The organism is Bacteroides acidifaciens (genome assembly GCF_903181435.1).
Lineage (GTDB): Bacteria > Bacteroidota > Bacteroidia > Bacteroidales > Bacteroidaceae > Bacteroides.
This window is the reverse complement of the sequence record NZ_CAEUHO010000008.1, coordinates 1-20,437: the sequence shown is the minus strand read 5'-3', so window position 1 is coordinate 20,437 and position 20,437 is coordinate 1. Positions and strand designations below refer to the sequence as shown.

Genomic DNA, 20,437 nt, shown 5'->3' with positions numbered 1-20,437 from the left:
AATTCATTTAAATATAAATATGTTTCAATACATTTTTTATTTGCCTTCGAATGCAAAATCCGATTTCCATGCCGAGCGTCCGACACAGTTATTCAGCACCCACCTCATTCTCATGCACTGATCGCGCGAAATGGAGCAATGCCCGCCTGTCGGGTCATCCATAATATTCTCCGCGCGGAAGTAACACCCTTCGCTCTCTTTATACCATGTTTCGTTCCTTCCCGGTTTAGATTCGTCCCTTATATAATTCAATGTATCATCACAATAATCCGTACCAACCTCATCATTCATATAATTACAAGTAGACAATAACCCCAAATACCGCCCGATGTAATAACCAATCTCATTATATCCCGGCTCATACTCGCTAACTTTAAAATTCCGGTCTATTTTATCTAGTTCCTGTAACTTGTAGAGTACCCCCAAGTCCTTGGCAAGCAAAGGCTCATCCTGATATTCTTTCCATTCAATACCTTCAGGCATTCCTTGCGCATCTGCCGGAACATACTGAGGCATACAACGGTTACTAACTTTTGAGAAAGTTCCGCTCACACTGCCACGATCAGAAATAAGCCATATATTCATATACTGTCCAGCGGGCCATATCAGATGGTGTTCCGCCAGAAAATCCTCATAATTATTAGTGGCATCAATTTCCTTCGTCGTGAACCGGTTGATACCCGGTTCCATCATCCGGCTACCATCCGGTTCATAGCCGGCAAGTACCAGACGGATATGAGTATCCACCCCTACAGGGTTCTGCGTGGTTTCTCCGCTGAACATATAATTCAATTTACGAAGCACCTGTTCTATCTGTTCCTGTTTATAAGCTCCCCCAAAAGATTCAATATCTTCCGTTGTCTGGATGATATGAAAAACAACCGGAATGCGTATTTCCGATGTATATTGCCGGTCCAACGGTTCCACCACTTGAAATGATACAGAATTGGACTCCAACTGAGTGCCTTTTATTTTCAACTTTGCCGTTATCGTTTTTCCAATAAGAAAAGCGTCACTGGTAGAAAAGTAACGTTGCAAGGCAATGCCTGATTCTGAAGTATATTCTAACCAGTCGTTCTGTATCCGTTCGTCAGGAATCAGATAATTATCTTTGGTAAATAAACGAGGATAGAGTTCCAATTGCGCCCTGCCATCGGCAAGCAGCATTCTCTGATTGGCTATCAACTCTATATGAGCTATATCTTCAATGCTCATGACACTGTTGTCATGGTATGTATAATCGTCAGGACTGCAAGCCAAAAACACTTGTAGCATCAACGCCATTCCCAAAAAGCGTATGATTGTTTTCTTAGTCATAATGGTCTTTTTTTGAAGAGTTAATAAATGATGATTTTTTCCCAACCCGGATTCTGCACCATATTCTTGTTGAGCTTCATCTCCCGTGCCGGAATAGGGAAACTATAACGGAAATCGTCAGGGGCCAACACATGTCTCTCTCCGCTAATCGTCCGTTCCATCCTTATCCCCAGACGCTTCATATCCAGCCAACGGAAATCCCCCTCCTGATAGAACTCCCGGTTACGTTCATCAAGAATCGCACTCAATAACGCTTCGTGTCCGGATGGCACCTCAGGAACAGAAGTATAACGTGCATTATAGAAATCGGTTAAAACATTGCGTGCTTCTCCATCTTTTCCTTGTCTGCATAATGCTTCGGCTTTGATAAGACACATTTCCGCCAAGCGGAAAGGCACCAGACAACCTCTGCATTTCCCGTTTTCCCCCATCATATTGTATTTATTATTATACATACCATTTTTAAACCACACACTTTTTCGGATATCACTGTCAGTAAAGAAAGAAGCATAAGCAGCAGTAATTCTTCCGTCACTTACGTTATCTTGCAGATAGGTACTATACAAATCACAGACATTGGTATATTCTCCGTCCATTATTCTCACGAAGAATTCGTCGTTCGTCAATTCTACAGTATATGCTGCCGTCGAACAGTCGAATACCCGTTTCAGAGTTTCCGCAGAATGCGTCAACGACCGTCCTTTCATGGCTTCCACAGCATGTCTTGCTGCATCCTCCCAATCGGAAGGTTCTGCCGCACCGGACATCGCTTTCCATGTATAGACACTTGCCAGCATGGCATGAATAAAATCTTTCCGCCATATAAAATTCCACTCATTCGTCGGTGTCTGCTCTAACAAATCGAATGCAGTGTTACAATCAGCAAATATTTGCCCGAAAACAGTTTGCTGCGTCTCACGTGACGGCATAGTAGTACCTATCTCCATTTGAGGAGTCAGATAAACAGGAATTCCATAATTGTTATCCTTGTAAGGAGCATAATATTGCAGCAATTTAAAATAAGTGTAAGCCCTCCATACAAGTGCCTCGCCTTTCACATAATTACGTAAATGTTCATTATCCCCTTCTGCCGTACTGATATCTGAAATAATGAGGTTTATAGGACCTAAAAAATTATAATACTGCCGCCAGGCCTCTTCGTTACTCATCAGCCAGGTCTGCATACTCTTCCCCGTTTGTGTATAATCACCGGCTTTCTTATCATAATATTGGGAAGAACCTGTATTGATATTCACCTCTCCGGTGTAAACGGCAAGATTACCATGAACTTCCGAATGAAAAGGTACTGTAAAGATATCTATACCGAAAATTCTTTCCTGTCGGGGCATATCCGGTGTTTTCAGATAATACATGAAACTTGCCATTATATCCCGATAATCTTCTATCGTACTGACTACCTTTTGATCACGCGGCGTAAGTTCGAGAAACTTGTCACACGATGTTGTCAGAATGCATAACAGACTTCCAACTAATATACTTATTTTCTTCATAATTCTCCTTGTTTTTAGAATCCGACAGTTAGTTTAAAATTAAATTCGCGGGCAACGGGATAAGAGAACGCATTTCCGGTACCGACATCCAACCCTCTATATTTGGTAAACGTCACCAGATTACGGGCGTTGAATCCTAAAGACAAGTTTTGCATACCCGCCCACTGCTTGATAAGCCGTGAAGGGAAGCGGTAACTCAACGAGAGATTAGTCAGACGGAGATAGTCTCCTTTCGAATATTTGTCGGAAGTGCACAACGAAGCCCAGTAATCATTGTCCGAAGTGGTAAATTTCGGGATGTCGGTACGGTCACCTGGGAATTGCCAGTAATACAAATACCGCTTTTCACGATTGGTAGCAGACACTTTCAGATCGGAAGAATATCCGAGTGCCGCTCTCGCCGAACTGGCTTCGTTATTCGGCGCATTCTGATAATCGTTGAAGTTGGGAACAATATGTCCGGTTTTGAAAGTCCACGAGGTCGTGAATTCCAAACCTTTATATCTCAAGTAAGTGTTGAAACCACCAACAAACTTCGGATTCGAACGACCGAGATATTGCATGGAAGGCATCTGATACCCCATTTTCTTATCACTGTCCCGCACAAAGTCCACTACATCCGGAATACCATTGGGAGAGCCGATCATAGCCAAATACTGTTTCTTCTGCTCCTCACTGTAGGAATCCCATTTATCAAGGAATGCCCCATACGCCCTTTTACCGGCTTCGGTGAGATAATATTGTGGATTACCGGTTTGCGGATTTACGCCTGCCACCTTCCAACCATAAATACTTCCGGTTTCTTGCCCGATAATATTAATAACCCCACCCATACTGACATTTGATTTAATGGCATCTTGATAAGAATCATAATCATAGAATGATTTCTTTATCACATTTTTGTTTCGGGCAATGTTGAAAGCGGTACTAAAAGTCCAGTCATTATTATTCACCCATTTAATGTTAGTATAAAATTCCAATCCCTTGTTTTCAACAATACCACCATTAGCTTTCACCGTAGTCCGTCCGGTAGAAGCGGGAATTTCCAAATCCTCAAGAATATCTTCCGTTTCATTGAAATAATAGTCTAGAGTAATGTTCACACGACTATTGAGCAACGACATATCCAGACCGATGTTGCGGTCTTTCTTCTTCTCCCAACCGACAGTTGGATTAGGATAGGTAAATCCCGTAGCAAAACGATTGCCCATATACATCACATTACCGAAAGAAATGGTAGAGAACGGATAAGCGGAGCGGTCAATATTTCCTGTGTAACCATAGGAAGCCCGGAGTGACAATTCGTTGACGATAGGATTCGCAAAAAACTTCTCTTTATGCAGATTGTAACGCAACCCGGCAGACCATAGTGGAGTGAACCTGTTCGTATCACCAATTACGTCAGCACCGTCAGCACGATAATTGAAATTGAAAATATACCGGTCTTTATAACCGTAACGGAGAGAGCCGAGAAATGAAACACTCCGGTCCTGCCCGTCCTTCGTATGGAACATATTGCTGATAGCGGAAACCATATCTTCATAAGGTACATTCTTGTCAAAGGTAGGGATACCCGTAATGCGATAATCACCATAATAAATAGGTGAAGTATAACCGAAACTAGTATATTTCTTCGACATGACTTCATTGGCGAGCAAGATGCTGAACAAATGATCCTTTTTTACAGTGAACGAATAATCTATCTGATTACGGATAGCCCAACTATGATTCTTTCCGGAATTTTCGGAAAGTTCTCCATTATCATACCCGCTTGGCATGATGTCGTAATAGCGGTATGCATTGCGGGCAAACGCTTCATTCGTCCAAGATGTATACGTCCCCGGTTCTACTTCAGTAGTTTCCGTGTTGTAACTGACACCTTTCCGGAAAATAGACTCTACTGATAACCCGGGCAATACGTCATAACGGAGATTTAGTGTCATCTCCACATCCGAACCATCCTGTATGTTACGCGTGTCCTTCATTTCACGCAAGATATTGAACTGATCGTACACATAGCCGGAAGCACGTTCCGTAGTGTAATTATTGCTCAGATAACTGAGGTCGGCAGCATAGTTTCCGTTTTCATCATACGGACGCTCATAAGGATTGGCAAACATGGCATAGGTAAACGGATCAATGGCAGATGCATTGTCTCTGTTCTTACGCATATTGGCAGAAACGTTCAGAGCGACAATCAAATTCTTGATAGGCCGGTAGTCCAGTTTCATCAATAACCCGGCACTCTGGTACTTGTTAGAGAGAAGAATACCGTTCTTTTCCTGAAAATTAACGGAAGTATAATACGTCAGTTCTTCAGAACCTCCACGCAGACTGACATTATGTGAATGTGAATGGGCCGTACGGAAAAGTACGTCGAACCAGTCGGTATTGATCTGCGCCAAATTCTGAACAGTGGCGTTATACTCACCCGGAGTCAGGAAACCATTCACCATTCGCTTGTAGCTATATCCGCCACGACCTGTAAGATAAGCATATTCCAGCCCGAAGTTATTTATAATAGACTGTTCATATCTCAACTTCTCGGCAGAATTCATAAAATCGAGACGGTTAGTCGGAGCAAAAGCGCACTCATAAGTACCACTATAGTTGATTTGTGTTTTGGAGCGAAATCCTTTTTTAGTCGTGATGACAATAACACCATTAGCAGCGCGCGCACCATAAATGGCAGCAGCCGAAGCATCTTTCAATATACTGATAGATTCGATATCTTCCGGCATAATATTGCCTACTCCATCCTGCATAATCGTTCCGGCATAATCGCCTGTATTACTTTGAGGAACTCCCTGCGTCATAGGAAGCCCGTCAACAATCCACAGAGGTTCGGAATTACCGCTCAGGTTGTTTTCACCGCGGATAGTGATTTTAGAACGTGTACCCGGTGCACCAGACACGGTAGCACTATTCAGCCCCGCAACTTTACCTTCCAAAATACGGTCGATAGAGGTAATACCCTGCATCTTCAAGTCCTTGGCAGTAATAACAGTAGCACTACCGGTCATACGGTCTTTCTTTATCACTTCCATACCTGTAACAACGACTTCATCCAATGCTTCAGCATTTTCGCGCATCACCACCCGGATGGATTTACCCGGCTGGCTGATATGGCGTGCTTGCATTTTCATACCGATAAAGGTGAACTCCAGCGTATATCCTTTCTCACTGGCGGGCACGCTGAACAGGAAATATCCTTCGGCATCGGTCCCCGTGCGATGTGTCGTTCCCTGTAAAGTGACGGTCACTCCTGGCAAAGGTTCTCCTGTGGTATCTACTACACGACCTGTTAATTCTACTTTATTCTGTTTGCCTTCTTGCTGGACAGGCGATACCGCCAGCGCACTCCCCGAAATGTAGAGGAGACAGAACAGGAGCATCCATGCAGCACGCAACTGTCTTGCCAATGAGGAGTAGGGTTGATATTGAACTTTCATAATGTTCTGTGTTTTTTATTAGATTATCTGATTTGCGGATTGGCTACAACTGCCGGGCATTTGATTTCCAGTTGAACGGATGGATTCAAAGGAGAATCAATATAACCACCAGTATATATATCATATTCAGTTTTCATATCCTGCGGAACATAGGACTTCACTTTGATGACACCCAGAACCCCTTTTCCCGTTTGGAAGAAAACATAGGCAGGCTTAAAATCTGCTGTTGAAATCTTCACTTTTTCTTCGGTAATTTGAAAAGAGAAATCATCTGCACTCAAATTTTCAAAGTCTGTATCCGAGAAACCTTCAGGCGCATTCATATAAACCGTATGACAAGGAAAATCGTACTTAGACTTATGATCCAACATACTACGAATACGTATGGGAGATTCAAAATAAAATGCCTCTTGTTCATTATTCCAGGTCAATGCCAAATCTATCTGTTCTTTATTTTTTCTAGCATCATTGGCAATTTGACTTAGCCCTGTGCTTAAAGAGAACATTGACATTCCATTGTATTCAGTATCAAAATCGGTACCCGAATTTTCGGGGTCGATGAACTTCTCTCCGTCAACAATCAGACCTATCATTTCGGCACCATCCTTGAGAGGAAAGCCTTCAAGACCGATTTGGTCAAGAATATTACGTATTACATCACCCGTATACCACATCACAATCTCCACCTCATCCATCAGCCCCGACAAAGAGACATTGTTATATTCGGTAGAACTAACTTGCGACACTCTGTGCTGCTGAAGTGTCCCATTATACTCTCCCGCAATATCTCCGCCAAAAGTCGTTTTACATTGAAATACGACACGATAATTATCACCATTCTTTTCAACGGTCACTTCTCCTTCTGAAAGGGTTGCAGGAATGTTCTCTTTATTCTGCGTATTATAATCGGACGAACAATATCCGATGAAAGTATATGGTTTCTTGTCTGTGCCAAACACGTATTTCCCCGGCACCAATTCTCCGAGTTCAGGAGATGCTAGATGAAAACAAATACAAGCCCCCTCACCTTGGGCTTTTTCCAATTCCATATTGCCGTAAAGTCCTGTTTCATAAAGTGAAAGCATGAAGTTACCGGTCTCAATCCGTTCATCACCGGCACGAAAACCTTCCACACGATCAGTCACCGTCGTACCGTCCTTCTCGTAAGTATCCTCATATATATAAGGAATACTCGAAATAATTACATTTGGATTACTTTGCCAAATAACCCCACTCTGCAAATTATACGGATAACCATACATTTGAATCATCTTATCAGGATTTATCAAATTATCATCCTGATCGGAACAGCCCCAAATGCAAACCAGCATACAGAAAGCCACTCTCCATAGATACTTTTTTTTCATAATACAAATTCTTAGTTAACGCAAACTTAAAACCTAATAATACTCAGTATACCGGTATTACATATTCCAATAGCTCCGAGTTAATTTTATGCAAAATAAACAAGTCACCTCATTAGTATCAATATCTATTTTTTATTTTTTTGTTCATTTTTTAATATCCACACCCAAAACACTAACAATTTTCAAATCCATACCCCGACCATATAAAAACAGCTATGGGTTAATTATCTAAATAACACTTAAATCTTCACGTCAAGTTCCATCTTCCACCCTAAATATCCCTATATTGCGACAAATCATAAATATAATCAGCATGAAACTTTGGGTAATCATTATTTGCTCAAAGCGGAGTTGAACGTAAAACAAGATATAGACTGTCCGGTATGGGCACAAAAAATTAAAGAAATAATTTATCATGTCGATAGATATAAAATATTTTGAAGATAGAAAAGACTGGAGAAAATGGCTGGCAGAGAACTTTGAGACTGCCAATGAAGTGTGGTTTGTATTTCCCAGTAAAGCCTCGGGCAAAAAGAGCATAACGTACAATGACGCTGTTGAAGAAGCCCTTTGTTTCGAGTGGATTGACAGTACAATAAAGACGCTCGACAAAACACATAAAATCCAGCATTTCACGCCTAGAAACCCTAAAAGTACCTACTCGCAAGCCAACAAAGAAAGACTGAAATGGCTATTGGAAAATAAGATGATACACCCTAAATTTGAAGATAAGATACGGGATGTCTTGTCTGCTCCTTTCGTTTTTCCCAATGATATAATGGGCAGATTGAAAGAAGATAAAATGATATGGGAGAATTACCAACGTTTTTCCGAACCATATAAACGTATCCGGATAGCATATATTGAAGCTGCAAGGAACCGACCGGAAGAATTCGAGAAGCGCTTAAACAACTTTATCAACAAGACGAAAGAAAATAAAATAATAACAGGATTTGGCGGGATTGATAAATACTATTAATCAATATTCAGAAACAAACGACTGTTCATCCGGATTTTACATCCCCCCACTTCAATATGTACAGGTGCTACAGATTGACTCCATAGCACCTGTCAATTATAAAACAATCAAGAAATTATGTCTGTTTTCAAATGTTATCCCTATTCAAGATCTCTTACACAACGTACATATCCTTTTTTGGCATTCACAAGCCTATCGTTATCTCCTCCCCATTGTGTGTCAACAGTCGTGACAAACCTGAGGTAACCATCAAAATACATCTGATAACCAGCACTAAATGATCTTGCACCGTTCATATCGCGTTGTGAAAATCCTGTCCGAGAGTGGATAACTTGTCCATTTTTCATGTTTAAAGAAGGTAAATTCCCACCAAAATCATAGACTTTAGGCTTCTCTCTGTCATCCCAATCAAACAAACCTCCAGCCATTATCATCAGTTCAGCTTCATTGGGTAAACGCCATGTCCCCAAATCGCTCTTATCCGGGTTCTGATAATAATAAGTACACGGAGATTTTCCTTTCTCTATATCACTTGTCAAAGTACTCCAGGTTTCATAATAATATTCACTTTCTCTGTTAGGGTTATTCAAATCCTTTGGTTTGTCTATTGTATTGGCTATATATTTGGCAACTTCAAACCCTTTCTGATAAACCGTATTTATCTGTGAGGTTTCATTATGTGCCGGTAGTTCATAAATAGCCCTGGTAGCCCGGGTAACATTAGAAGGTAAATTCTCAGCCCTGAAAATCAAGTACTCATTCTCCGCCCATTTATTGACTAATGTTTTATTGAGTTCCTTATCTACTTCATCGAGATGGTAACTATGATCCTCCGAAGTTTCCAAAATACCCAAATCCCTGATCAATCTCACATCCGAATAAGGCATTCTTTTTCCCGGAGCAGAAATATTGCTATAATAATCAAAATTATATATAGGAGTCATACTATGCGACTCCTCTACCAACATAATGGTATTACAACTGGCCAAAGTCAAATTGGTACTTCCCATAAAAGCTCTTGAAGTGTACAATGCCGTAGCATTATCTGACGGAGCATGCCCGACAAGCCTGCTCTTTAACGGTAACGCTCGTTCTGCCACATACAACATATTCGTTTCACAAACAGAAGGAATATACCATTGCATTTCATTTGCCTGCATTTGTCCGTCACGATTGTTATCCCTGTTTCTTAAGAATGGGGTAAAACAAGCATACGTAGCATGATAATTAGACAATGCCAAATTCGTATGGTCTTTACTTAATGTTAGTTTTGCATTTTCTACTTTTGTCATAACCTGCCATAAAGTATTCTCTTTACCTCTATACATAGGATCAGGCATTATATTATCTGTTAATCCTCCAGTACGTCTGCTCATTACAGACCACGTATTTGCCCAACCATTAGAATAATATTTATTATAAAAAGCATCTGCTTCAGTAGCGGCTCTTACCATGTAATCCAAATCTGGCGTCTCATTCACATTCTCCACTCCCCAAACGCGCATACCGTCAGGACTATTGACAAACACTGTTTTTATGGACATCTGCCGAATGGTCACAATCGCTTGATGGTAACGTGACTGTCCGTCAGGAGAAATTTCATGTGACGTATTTACCAGCAAATCAAATGTCCGATCCGGAGAGTTGGCAAAGATTTTCCACAAATCCTTGTCCTTAGGAGCGTTTTCCTGCATAGGATTTTGTTCGTAGAAATATTCATTGGCATAAACTGTTACTTTACAAAGTCCCGAAGCTGCATTGAATACATAATCAGATTCATTCATCAGCTTGTAAAGGAACTGTTCCAGCGAAAGCAGATTAGCACCCGTATCGGAGAAATATTGCATATCCTCGTTTCCATTGTCGGTCAAAGTGCTTGGATGGATATAGAATTTGAGCCAGTCTGTATCAGCCTTTTTTTCTTTGATGGGGATATAGTTGTTATTCTTCAGTTGTTCCAATTCCGCTTTCGTATAAGATATAATCTTATCACAAAACGGCGTACGAATAGCAAAAGAGAGCATAGCATCATCCTTCAAACTGCCATCCGGGTTAAAAATAGCAAGCTCGTCCTTTTGAAAACGCATTAACCCCTGCTCATAATGGCAATCAAAGATAAACGACCTATATGCGTCATATACCAATCCTTCCGTACCAGGAGAAGGTTCCTCTTCCTTATCCTTGTCTGACAATGCTTCAATAACCAAGTCATTCATCCCCTTAATAGTCACATTATAAGTATAATGCACGTTACGTTCTATATCGTAATCATTAACCGGATCCTCGATTGACGTATATCCCAAGTAGATACGGTAAGTCACTCTTCCAAAACGTTCGGTCGGAACATCTCCAGTCATCATGCTTTGACGCAATTCACCTGTAAATTCAATATAAGGGGCAAGCTCCGGCGCATATTCCGTTGCACCGTTCTGTAGATTCGGTTTGTCAGTTGCACCTGCAACGGGAGACTTCAGTTGCTTCTGTCTCAGGTCATACCCTTTCCTATCCGCATTATAACCGGGAGAAGTGGGAAGAATGGCCTTCTTCGCAGCCTTCCGGCTTTCAGGCATATAGAATGAAGTAGTTATGTTGTCGGCATCTCCCTCAAACTGGAATTTTTCCGAGTTCCAGTATGATTTTCCGTCCATCCCGTTCGCATCCCACGAAGCTGTTTGATCAGAACCTTTGGCATGTTCCGTGAGGAACGTTGAACTTGGCACATTACCGAGTTTGTATGTTCCAGGCTCAAATACAAGCCCGTCAGCGGTTTTCACATTAACCGTAACCTTAGCCTCACAACGTTTCAAAGAAACCTCTACCCGTTTAGTAGCATTGGAAATCGTCACCTTATGAGTCACTGACATTAGCAGGTTGCCATTCGGACGGAACAAAGTATGTACAGTCATAGCTGCCTTTATTTTTTCCAAGTCAGACAGGTTCACTATCCCCGCCAGCACATCCGGCTCGACATGAAACAGCCCGTCACCGTCCGATTTATAGTTTGCCAACAGGAACAGTGTCTTTTCTCCCGTGGTAAGACCTATATTTTTCAGCAACCCCATACTAGTAGGCGCATCGTTGTCTTTCTCGCCCGTTGCCGTTTCCAGATCACTTGCAGCCATATTAAGCTCTTCCCTCGAATATTCCCGAGAGAACTCCACACCACCTGAAGCATTGAAAACCCACAAGTAAAGGTCATAGATTTTTCTCTCTTCACCTTCTAATAAGACAGAACGGGTCTTGGCGGTATTGGCCGCCGTACCGACACTTATATCCACTGTGGTAGGTATTCCCTCCATCACACCATTCCTTTGAATAAGGTCTTCATCCGTGCAACATACAAGCAATGGAAGCAATAACAGAATGAAATAAGTTGTTTTCAGTTTATATCGTTTCATAAATAATAAAATTTATCATGATAAATTCTTGTGTATATCATTGGAATGGAGGAAAATCCACATTTTTCCTTACCCACGGTTCGACCCGGTAAATGATCTCCTTGTCAGAAGACTCCGGTAAAACAATGAACACTTTATAATCTCGATTTGGATAAATCGGTCCGGAGTATACACCAGAAGAGGTTTCTTCACCAACATCAAACAAGAAAGTCTTTGTCTTTAACTGTGAATTATTTCCTCCATCAGAATGTTCCACAGTCAACTGTATCTTTGGATGAGGATACCCCTTTTGCCAAGTATTGCTTTCCGGAATATAAGGAGCCAGATACTGTGGCAAAAAGAACTGTTCATATTTCCGATTTTCCATCTGCGTATGATCAATCTTTCCATCAGCAGTAAAAGGGGCCTCATATATGCTCATTGCTCCCCCGTTTTTTATTCCATAAGAATAGACACCTGTATGTTCCATAATATTCTCTGTACTTGGGCTAGAAGCGGCCAGTTGAGCTTCATCCGAATCATTTTCTCTGAAAGAGGGAGACATCATCACCGGAAAATTAAGAAAAGCAATCCTCTTATAAATATAATTTATTCGGTCATGAGCGGCCGCACTTGCGATATATATCCGGATGCGGGAGAAATCACGGAATAAGGGAACTGTAACCTCCTGTACCTGTTCCCCAGTAGAAGGTTGCACAGTTGCTTTTGCCTTTCCCGAAAGCATGCCCATATGTAATCTGTTAGACATTCCGGGAACATCCTCCCAAGGCTTTGCAACAGTCTCCGTCCAATCTATAATTTTTTCATTTGCCGGTGAAGGGTCTACGCCATCATAGGGGCTATTTGACGGAAGTCCGATACTACCATTCTCCTGCTCCTTAAGAATAGCGGGAAACGCTGCACCTACAATAGCTTCTCTGTTTATTTCTTCTATACCCATCTTTTGAAAATCCCATGGAATCTTATTGCGAAAATCTCCTTCAGGAGTATAATAAGGCAAATCCTTTCCCGTCTGATTGGGAGCATAAAAAGCATAAAACTCTGTTTCACCTTTAGGGATGCGTACCTTGATCTGATACCGTCCACTCACACCATCGGGATTAAAGGATATCAAACTGTTATATACATACCGGTTTAAATCCTTGTTAAAAATCATAAGCGCGATTCTCGGCAAAGCAGGTGGTTTAGGAAATAACGTTCCGGTTTTATACCAGTTAGCAGGATCGGAAGAATATTCATCCAACATGTCACTCTCTCCTGCTTCAACACTTCTAGTCGATAAATTCAATTTGACAGTCACATTGTCCTCATCTGAAAACTGCTCCATACAATTTTCCTCTCCCTGGCAAGACAGCAGAACAAAAGAAAAGAGCAGTGGCATTGTAATCGTAAAAAGACCAATAGCTTTTACCGTATGGATATATTTCATATATTTCAACATAATCTTCATCAATCAGTTTATGGGAACCACATCCACTGCTTCCCATGGTTTTACACTTACACTCAAAGAAAACAGATTTTGACGGAAATATAATGGAAGCAGTGCTTCCTGCCGACCTGTTATCTGAACTTTATCGTGGTACTGTGCGATATATTGCGCTACATCTACAGTACAAAGAACTGCCTCATTCTGTACAAGATAAATCAATATCGGATCCTCGTCCTCAAAGCGCAAAGTATTGAAATCAAGTACAAAACGGTCTTTTTTCTCTCCGGCTGTAAATGGAAGATCAAATGAGGTAATTCCGGAACGAGTACCGGTAAAAGAGAAACGGGCTGACAAAGATTCCACCTGTAGACGGAATCCATTCTTAGTATTCTGTTCAAACCAAGGCTGTATATCCGCATCTCCATCGGGAAGCACTTCCGCATGTATTTTTACATGTTGAGAATAAAGGCGTACCACATCACGCGATTCATTCAGCACCTTCGATGTTACAATAGTTTCTCCTAAATACAACCTGTTAAACGTACCCACTGCCGGGATATCATTTTCTGTAAGTTCAGGACGGGACACCAGTCCTTCTTTATAACTATCGTTTTTTATAATGGAAGTTTCTTTCAAGGCATTACCTACAGCTACCACCCTATACTCTCCTTCAGGAAGTCTGACTTCCAATGGAGAGGATAACTGCTCTCCTTTGAGATGATATTTTTCTACCAGATTTTCATCTTCAGCATCAAAAATAAAGACATCAATATCATCTACATATTCTTGTAGATGCTCTTTATTATCATCAGCCAGATAGGAAAAGACAATGGTATTGCCAAGACAAGCGCCTAAGTCATCATAGACTTGGTTGCAGGATGTCACGACAAACGTTGTGACCATCAGTAGCAGCCATGTAAATGCGTATCTAATGCTCATATTTTTAAAATAATAATAATCAAATATCTATTTCACAAACCCCTGAAAGGTCTTATGCTTCCATCAGTTTGTCTTACAAAAAAAGAAGGGCAGGAAATACCCTCCTTACGAGAACTTTTTGGCTTTCCCGTTCTTTCCAAACATGAAAAAAACGGGAAAGAACAAACAGACAATTAATCTATACCTACTTGTATATTAAAGAATAGGAAATACATTTACTGCCACCCAAGGTTGTACCTGCACTCTGACAATCACGTTTGCACTCTCGTTATTGAAATCTTCCTTACCACCCGGTTCAGGTATTACTCCTTCAGGAATAGTCGGGTCAGCATCTACTAGAATACCATGACCGCCGTTCACTTTCGACAAATCAATGTTCAACAGTTTTCCAACCTTGTTTGCAGCAGCATCCAAGCCTGTATCCTGTCCTTCAGTTTCGGTATATCCAGTAACATTCAGGAAACGACGGTTTTCACTAACCTTTCCTGTCTTAAAAATAAAATGCAGAGTAGGAGCATCACCACCTTTACCATAGTTAGTCACTTTATCACTGAAGAAGTTGAAAGCAGCAGCTTTTTTAGCTGTCTCAAAATCAAAACCAACAGCACTATAATAAGAAGCAGCTTCAGACAAATCATTCTTTCCATCCGGTTTAAACGTACCTGTAGCAAAGTCATATCTATCACCCTGATAAGTTTTTGCTTCCAGCAACTCATTGGAACTATGGTTTGCAACATGGAACTTGTTATAGAAGCGATTCATCACGATGCCTGTATTCTCTGCTGTTACATCAACAACTTGGAAATATTTCTTCCATTCTGCATCATTTGGAGACGCTCCTGTCTTCACGTCATACTTACCGACATGAGCGACAAAAGCTGCCAGAGCCTCTTCAGCTGTTTTACCGGCATTAGCTTTTATCCAGTCTTCCTGCCATTTTTTAGCATCCGCCTCTCCTGACTGAGTCCATTCTATCTTCGCAAATTTGGTTCCCAATACCTGGAAACGGTTCATATTACCAGCAAGAGTGAATTCAGCGGCTTTAACCACTCTCTTATCATCCTGTGGATTAACACCATAAGATTCTTGACCGATTACTGTCAGGTCTTTGGCATCTGCGTAAATAACCTCTCCAATTTTTGATTTAAGCACATAATCTACAACATCGGCCATTTTACCACCTTTCTGAACGATAGCTCCCTGAGGATTACAGATTACAACTGCCTCTTTGGTTGCAGCCGTCACATCGAGGAATTTATATCCTCCCGGGGTTTTATCGGCAGAGACGGGAACGGCATTCACCAGTTGCCCCCATTTCGCGTCGTCCTTTATAAACTCTTCTGCAACCGTGATATTACCACTGCCATCTACCAGATACACATGTACTTTAGACAGTGCGGCTGCCGCCTGGTCAGCTACTGTTTCCTGTAAGTCTCCCATAGCGGCACGTGTCCCCACCTTGTTAGTGTTCAATGACACTCTAACGTCCATCGGATAACTTGTATTGTCTAATGTAACTTGATTTTCTTCATTACTACATGCCGCAAGCAATGCCAAAGCCGCAACAGTAAAACTTTTTACTACTTTCATAAGTTAATTGTTTAAATAAATATTAAAATTAAATCTAAGTTATATATTGATTATTTTCTATTTTTGAAAAACGCAGCAGCATTAATGTTACCATATTTAGCAGCCTCCTTCAACAAACTCTCAGCCCGTTTCCACTCACCTTTCAAACTATAGGCAATTGCCATGGGGAAAAGAGAACGAGAATCTTCTTTTACAGCATCCAACACCTGCAGAGCCCCATCCGGATCATTCCCGTATTTCAGCAGGGCATTGGCATAATTCAAAGTCGCCACAATGTCTCCCGGAAACTGCTCATATGCCCTCTTGTACACTGGCAAAGGATTTTCACTTCGGGAAGCATACAATTCGGCCAACAAGTACATTTCATACTGGCTAAGACATTCCGGGGTCGTCTCAAAAACTCCAGAAAGTTCCTCTAGTTCATAAGGCCTTACATCAAAACTGAGACTGAATGTCGTACGCCGTAGCTTTGGATAGAACTCCTTCAGGAGAATCTGATAGGTTTTGCCATTATCCAACTCACGGATAGCAGACTCGCGTTCCATATCATTTTGGTTATGTTCGATAATAAAAAGGATTTTATCCTTATTGGCAAGATTGGAGCCACTGACTGCCGCCTTAAGGCCTTCCCAGTCCTCCCCGACACCTTCAGTACTATAGACCACTGCTTTCTTCAAGGCAGGATATCGGTTGGCGATATAGTCCGAAAGGGTTTTAGTACGTCTTTGCGCAAGAGACCTATTATAATCAAAACCTCCTTCGGGCGAAGCATAGCCTTTTATATATACACTCTTGAGTTCCGCTCCTTCGATTTTCAAACTTTCAGACACAAATTGTCCAAGCTTGGCAAGTTCCTGACTATTATCGGCAAAGGTCTCACGAAGCCCATACTGTGCCACAGGAAAAGTCACTTTACAATCAAAAGAATCCCTGTAACACTTAACCAAAACCTTTTCCGGTTCGATAAAATCATAGACATAATCTTTTGCTCCAAAAAATGGAATACCAGCTTCCAGTGCCATACCCTCATTCAAACTTACTCCACACTCGGCACAGCCATACGATGCCTCCTCCACTATAATATGCCCATCTGCCATCCAACTTTCAAAAGGAAAAGTACTCTTAAATACTATAGGAGTATCTTTCAACTCCTTAACAGAATGCACTTTACCAAAACCAGCTTGTCCGGGCTTTTGATTACGTAAAGCCTTACGACGCTTAATCACCTTATATCTTCTTTTTCCGGATATGCACACCTGTTCCAACTCTATGCTTTCCTTCCCGTCTGCCGAAATGTAACGGGGAGAAATGCACACAACTTCTTGAGTTTTCAGTTTTACGACAGGTTTTATCGCAAACTCGATATTCAAATCACGTCCATCCACACTCCTCGCCACACGGCTATCTGAATAATCCCAACGTAAGTTGCCAGCAGGCAATACAGCATCTTGAGCATAAGTGCACAACGGTAGTAATCCGCACCAGCCCACCATAAAAGACAGTTGCTTATAATATTGTAACAGTTTCATTAATATACTTTTTTAGCAAAATAGAAAAACAATAAAACGAACCCCAACTTATTAAAAGTCTACTTTAACATATAGATAATGGAAATTGCCGCTTTAGTGGGGCCGATGTAATCAGCATTTCCTTTACCCATTTTTTTACCACATGTAGTACAATTATACTTATCATACTCAGCATGTACATAACCAACTCCCAAAGAAACCTCCACATTAAAACGATTGGAAACAACCCACTGATACCCAGCGCTCAAACCGCCTCCCCAAAAGTAGCCCTCGTAGCGGTGATCTTTCATGCTGTCATCCTTTCTTTGAAGAACAAAAGGCACATCAACCCCGCCGATATTCATCTGTCCTCCATGGGCATGCAGCCCGAAAAACCAACCATTAAACACATCACAAGTCCAATAACGAAGTTCTGGCTGTACCAGCCAATGGCTAAACTTCTTATTTTTGTATCGGGGAGAGGTGGCATTTTTCGTGAATAAAAAGAAATTCATCCCCACCTGCGTGTCCAGAGTCCATTTTCTACCCATTGACAATTCAACAGAAAGATTAGGAGTCTTCAAGGCATCATATGCCAAATTGTTTTTTAGTGCCACCTTTTGAGCAAAAGAATGGGTACAAACAATTAAAAATAAGAGAAAAACCGATCTCTTTACACTAAAGATTTTTGTCATTTTTATTAAAACTTTTCACATCAATTTTTATTAATGCAAAGTTAGTGCAGAAGCAGGGGAATGATGTTATACAAAAAAGACATAAATTAATAAATATACGCCTATTTATCAATAATACACACGTCCTTATCTATACAAAAATATAACGGAACAAATAACAGGTATCTTTATCCTCCAAAACACTCTTATCTTTCAGTATTACAAACAACTGCTCACAAGATCTAGCCCCCACACCATGTAATCTGCCAATTCCGTCAAAACCATTCCTTTTAATGAACCGCAACAGGTCTTCCAATAAATAGATATTATATTTTCTAAGGTTTCGTAATATCCTCGGAGATATTTCAAAATTAGACAAAGGAGTAGACAGTTTTTCCAAATACTCAACCGGTATATCACACTCCTTAACAGGAACAGCAACCTTGGTTTCTTCACAAATAAAATTGTTCCGAGACAAGACTGTTTTACAATTTCTATACCGGAGATCAGCTAATTGAAGTTTTTGTTTTCCTTGAATTATATCCTCCCAACTATCACTCACTTCCCTCATCGCTTTTTCATATATAAAAATCAACGCTTTCCGGGAAAGGTTATACTTACCAGACAACTCAGCCATCCCCCCCCCTGCCAACATGGAGTAAAAGATATCCTGCATTATTTTGTCTTTCAAACACATGGACATCTTCCCGACAAGCTCTTTAAAAAGGTCGGAGCAATGCTCACTTGAACTACATAAAAGGTATTTGTTCTCTCCCTTATTACCGTCTCCAAATTCCATATTATTCAATTCACCACTCACCATATCAGAAAAAACGTATTATAGTTTAGTTTTATTTTCTTTTTCACAGCTGCTTCGTAGCTCAGTTGGCGTTGCACCAAACAACTTTTTGCAATAGCAAGTCAGATGAGCAGGAGAACTGAACCCGAAATCCATAGCTATTTCCCGAAAAGCAATATCCGGTTCGCTAATTTTCTCACGGATCAGTTCGGCCTTTTTCTCCTGCATCCATTGATAAGGGCTTTGGTTAAAATACTCTTGAAACTTACGGTTAAAAGAACGTTCCGAGACACAACATAAACTCGCGAACTCCTTCACTGTTCTCACTTTCTGATAATTATCCAATACAAAATTTTCAAACTTCCGTCCTATTTCGGTTGTTCCAGAAAAAAAAGTAGCAAGCTCAGACTTTGTATAAAAGCCTCTTAATATAAGGTTTATTTCTTGCTGTTTAAGAATGTGCATATGCCTGCACAACATTCCCTCTCCCAAATAAAAAAGCAACTGCCTCAAAACATACAATAGCGGTTTTCTGATTGGCAAAACACAACAATTCTCATTTTCTATTCTGTCATGCGAAATAGATTCAAGAAACATTTTGTCACAAGCTGTTATTTGTTTATCCCAAAACAATAAAAGGCCTTCTGCCGATACAATACTATCAATCCGGTTTCTTTCATTCTGCGGTATAAGCAGCATGTTATTTTTAAGAAGGGGAATGTGACATTCTCGACCTACACTAACAGATAACTCTCCTTCCAAAAGAAACAAAATACAAAAACAACTGCTATTATCAATTTGGCCGGATTCTTGTGACGCCAATTTGTATCGAGCAAACCCACTGTCAAATTTTAGCTGATAATTAAAACAGGAATGATGTTCTGATAAATAAAGTAATTTCATGTTATAATACAAGTAGTTTAAAAAAAAACAATCCATTTTACATATTTGTTTTTCACAAAAAAGACATCTAGTTTTAAATTACAGACAAAAAACAATGATTATACAAGAAGCTCATTTAATGATAAATATACTCAACACATAATATTATTATGGAACAATTAATGTTCCGCATTCCTTTTACTTTTCCCAACCAATTAGCATCGCAAATATTCGAATTGAGCATAAGGACACAAAAGCTTCCATAATCAAATTACTCTTACACAATATTCTACAAAGAAAAACTAATTCATTTTTTCTCGATTATACATAAATGACTACTTTTTATACATGAAAGACTATTTCCTCACTCTAACAAATTGACAGTAGTTTATTTGACTCAGTCTGAAAATTTGGGGGATTTGATTCAGGACAATCACATCCTTAAAAAAAGATTCATTCCGGTGCGGGGATAAATCAAAGCAGTACTGAAGTAAGCCGAACCATGTACTTGATTTGCTCAAGTCTCCTATATCATTTCATTGAGTGTAGTACTTGTTGCAGTCAAGTCTCCTACTTGTTACAGTTAAATCTC

Annotated in this window: 13 protein-coding genes; 1 reads left to right on the top strand and 12 read right to left on the bottom strand. The window is 40.5% G+C overall.

Annotation, left to right across the window (positions count from 1 at the left end):
• Window positions 1-36: 36 nt before the first annotated feature.
• From CLIN57ABFB40_RS20075 to CLIN57ABFB40_RS20060, 4 genes are read right to left on the bottom strand one after another with little or no spacing between them, the layout of a single operon-like run.
• On the bottom strand, window positions 37-1,317 hold the full coding sequence (locus CLIN57ABFB40_RS20075) for a hypothetical protein (RefSeq protein ID WP_175631646.1): 1,281 nt from the start codon (window positions 1,315-1,317) through the stop codon (window positions 37-39).
• Between the two features lie 20 nt (window positions 1,318-1,337).
• Window positions 1,338-2,828, bottom strand: a complete 1,491-nt coding sequence (locus tag CLIN57ABFB40_RS20070) for a RagB/SusD family nutrient uptake outer membrane protein (protein WP_175631645.1) — start codon at window positions 2,826-2,828, stop codon at window positions 1,338-1,340.
• 14 nt (window positions 2,829-2,842) lie between these two features.
• Window positions 2,843-6,280, bottom strand: coding sequence for a SusC/RagA family TonB-linked outer membrane protein (locus tag CLIN57ABFB40_RS20065; protein ID WP_175631644.1), 3,438 nt, complete (start codon window positions 6,278-6,280; stop codon window positions 2,843-2,845).
• Between the two features lie 23 nt (window positions 6,281-6,303).
• Entirely contained in the window at window positions 6,304-7,647 is a 1,344-nt protein-coding gene (locus CLIN57ABFB40_RS20060; RefSeq protein ID WP_175631643.1) for a hypothetical protein, read from the bottom strand.
• Window positions 7,648-8,062: 415 nt separating this feature from the next.
• On the opposite strand from CLIN57ABFB40_RS20060, the gene CLIN57ABFB40_RS20055 reads away from it, so the two are divergent.
• A complete protein-coding gene (locus CLIN57ABFB40_RS20055) occupies window positions 8,063-8,626 on the top strand; it encodes a YdeI/OmpD-associated family protein (protein WP_175631642.1) in 564 nt (187 codons plus the stop codon).
• A gap of 140 nt (window positions 8,627-8,766) precedes the next feature.
• Here the strand turns inward: CLIN57ABFB40_RS20055 and CLIN57ABFB40_RS20050 are convergent, their stop codons facing one another.
• From CLIN57ABFB40_RS20050 to CLIN57ABFB40_RS20015, 8 genes are all read right to left on the bottom strand, one after another.
• Window positions 8,767-12,024: a DUF4906 domain-containing protein gene (locus tag CLIN57ABFB40_RS20050; RefSeq protein ID WP_175631641.1), complete on the bottom strand. Its 3,258-nt coding sequence runs from the start codon at window positions 12,022-12,024 to the stop codon at window positions 8,767-8,769.
• Between the two features lie 37 nt (window positions 12,025-12,061).
• Complete coding sequence (locus tag CLIN57ABFB40_RS20045; protein WP_254871869.1) at window positions 12,062-13,453, bottom strand: DUF5042 domain-containing protein; 1,392 nt, start codon at window positions 13,451-13,453, stop codon at window positions 12,062-12,064.
• Window positions 13,454-13,477: 24 nt separating this feature from the next.
• Complete coding sequence (locus CLIN57ABFB40_RS20040) at window positions 13,478-14,392, bottom strand: FimB/Mfa2 family fimbrial subunit (protein WP_175631640.1); 915 nt, start codon at window positions 14,390-14,392, stop codon at window positions 13,478-13,480.
• Between the two features lie 195 nt (window positions 14,393-14,587).
• Window positions 14,588-15,982 carry a hypothetical protein gene (locus CLIN57ABFB40_RS20035; protein WP_175631639.1) on the bottom strand — a complete coding sequence of 465 codons (1,395 nt, stop codon included), beginning with the start codon at window positions 15,980-15,982 and terminating at the stop codon, window positions 14,588-14,590.
• 50 nt (window positions 15,983-16,032) lie between these two features.
• Window positions 16,033-17,511 carry a DUF3868 domain-containing protein gene (locus CLIN57ABFB40_RS20030; RefSeq protein WP_175631638.1) on the bottom strand — a complete coding sequence of 493 codons (1,479 nt, stop codon included), beginning with the start codon at window positions 17,509-17,511 and terminating at the stop codon, window positions 16,033-16,035.
• 59 nt (window positions 17,512-17,570) lie between these two features.
• Entirely contained in the window at window positions 17,571-18,185 is a 615-nt protein-coding gene (locus tag CLIN57ABFB40_RS20025) for a DUF3575 domain-containing protein (RefSeq protein WP_175631637.1), read from the bottom strand.
• 130 nt (window positions 18,186-18,315) lie between these two features.
• The gene (locus tag CLIN57ABFB40_RS20020) at window positions 18,316-18,963 is read right to left on the bottom strand and encodes a hypothetical protein (RefSeq protein ID WP_254871868.1); all 648 of its coding nucleotides are present in this window, start codon (window positions 18,961-18,963) and stop codon (window positions 18,316-18,318) included.
• 39 nt (window positions 18,964-19,002) lie between these two features.
• Complete coding sequence (locus CLIN57ABFB40_RS20015) at window positions 19,003-19,866, bottom strand: helix-turn-helix transcriptional regulator (protein ID WP_175631636.1); 864 nt, start codon at window positions 19,864-19,866, stop codon at window positions 19,003-19,005.
• Between the last annotated feature and the right edge of the window lie 571 nt (window positions 19,867-20,437).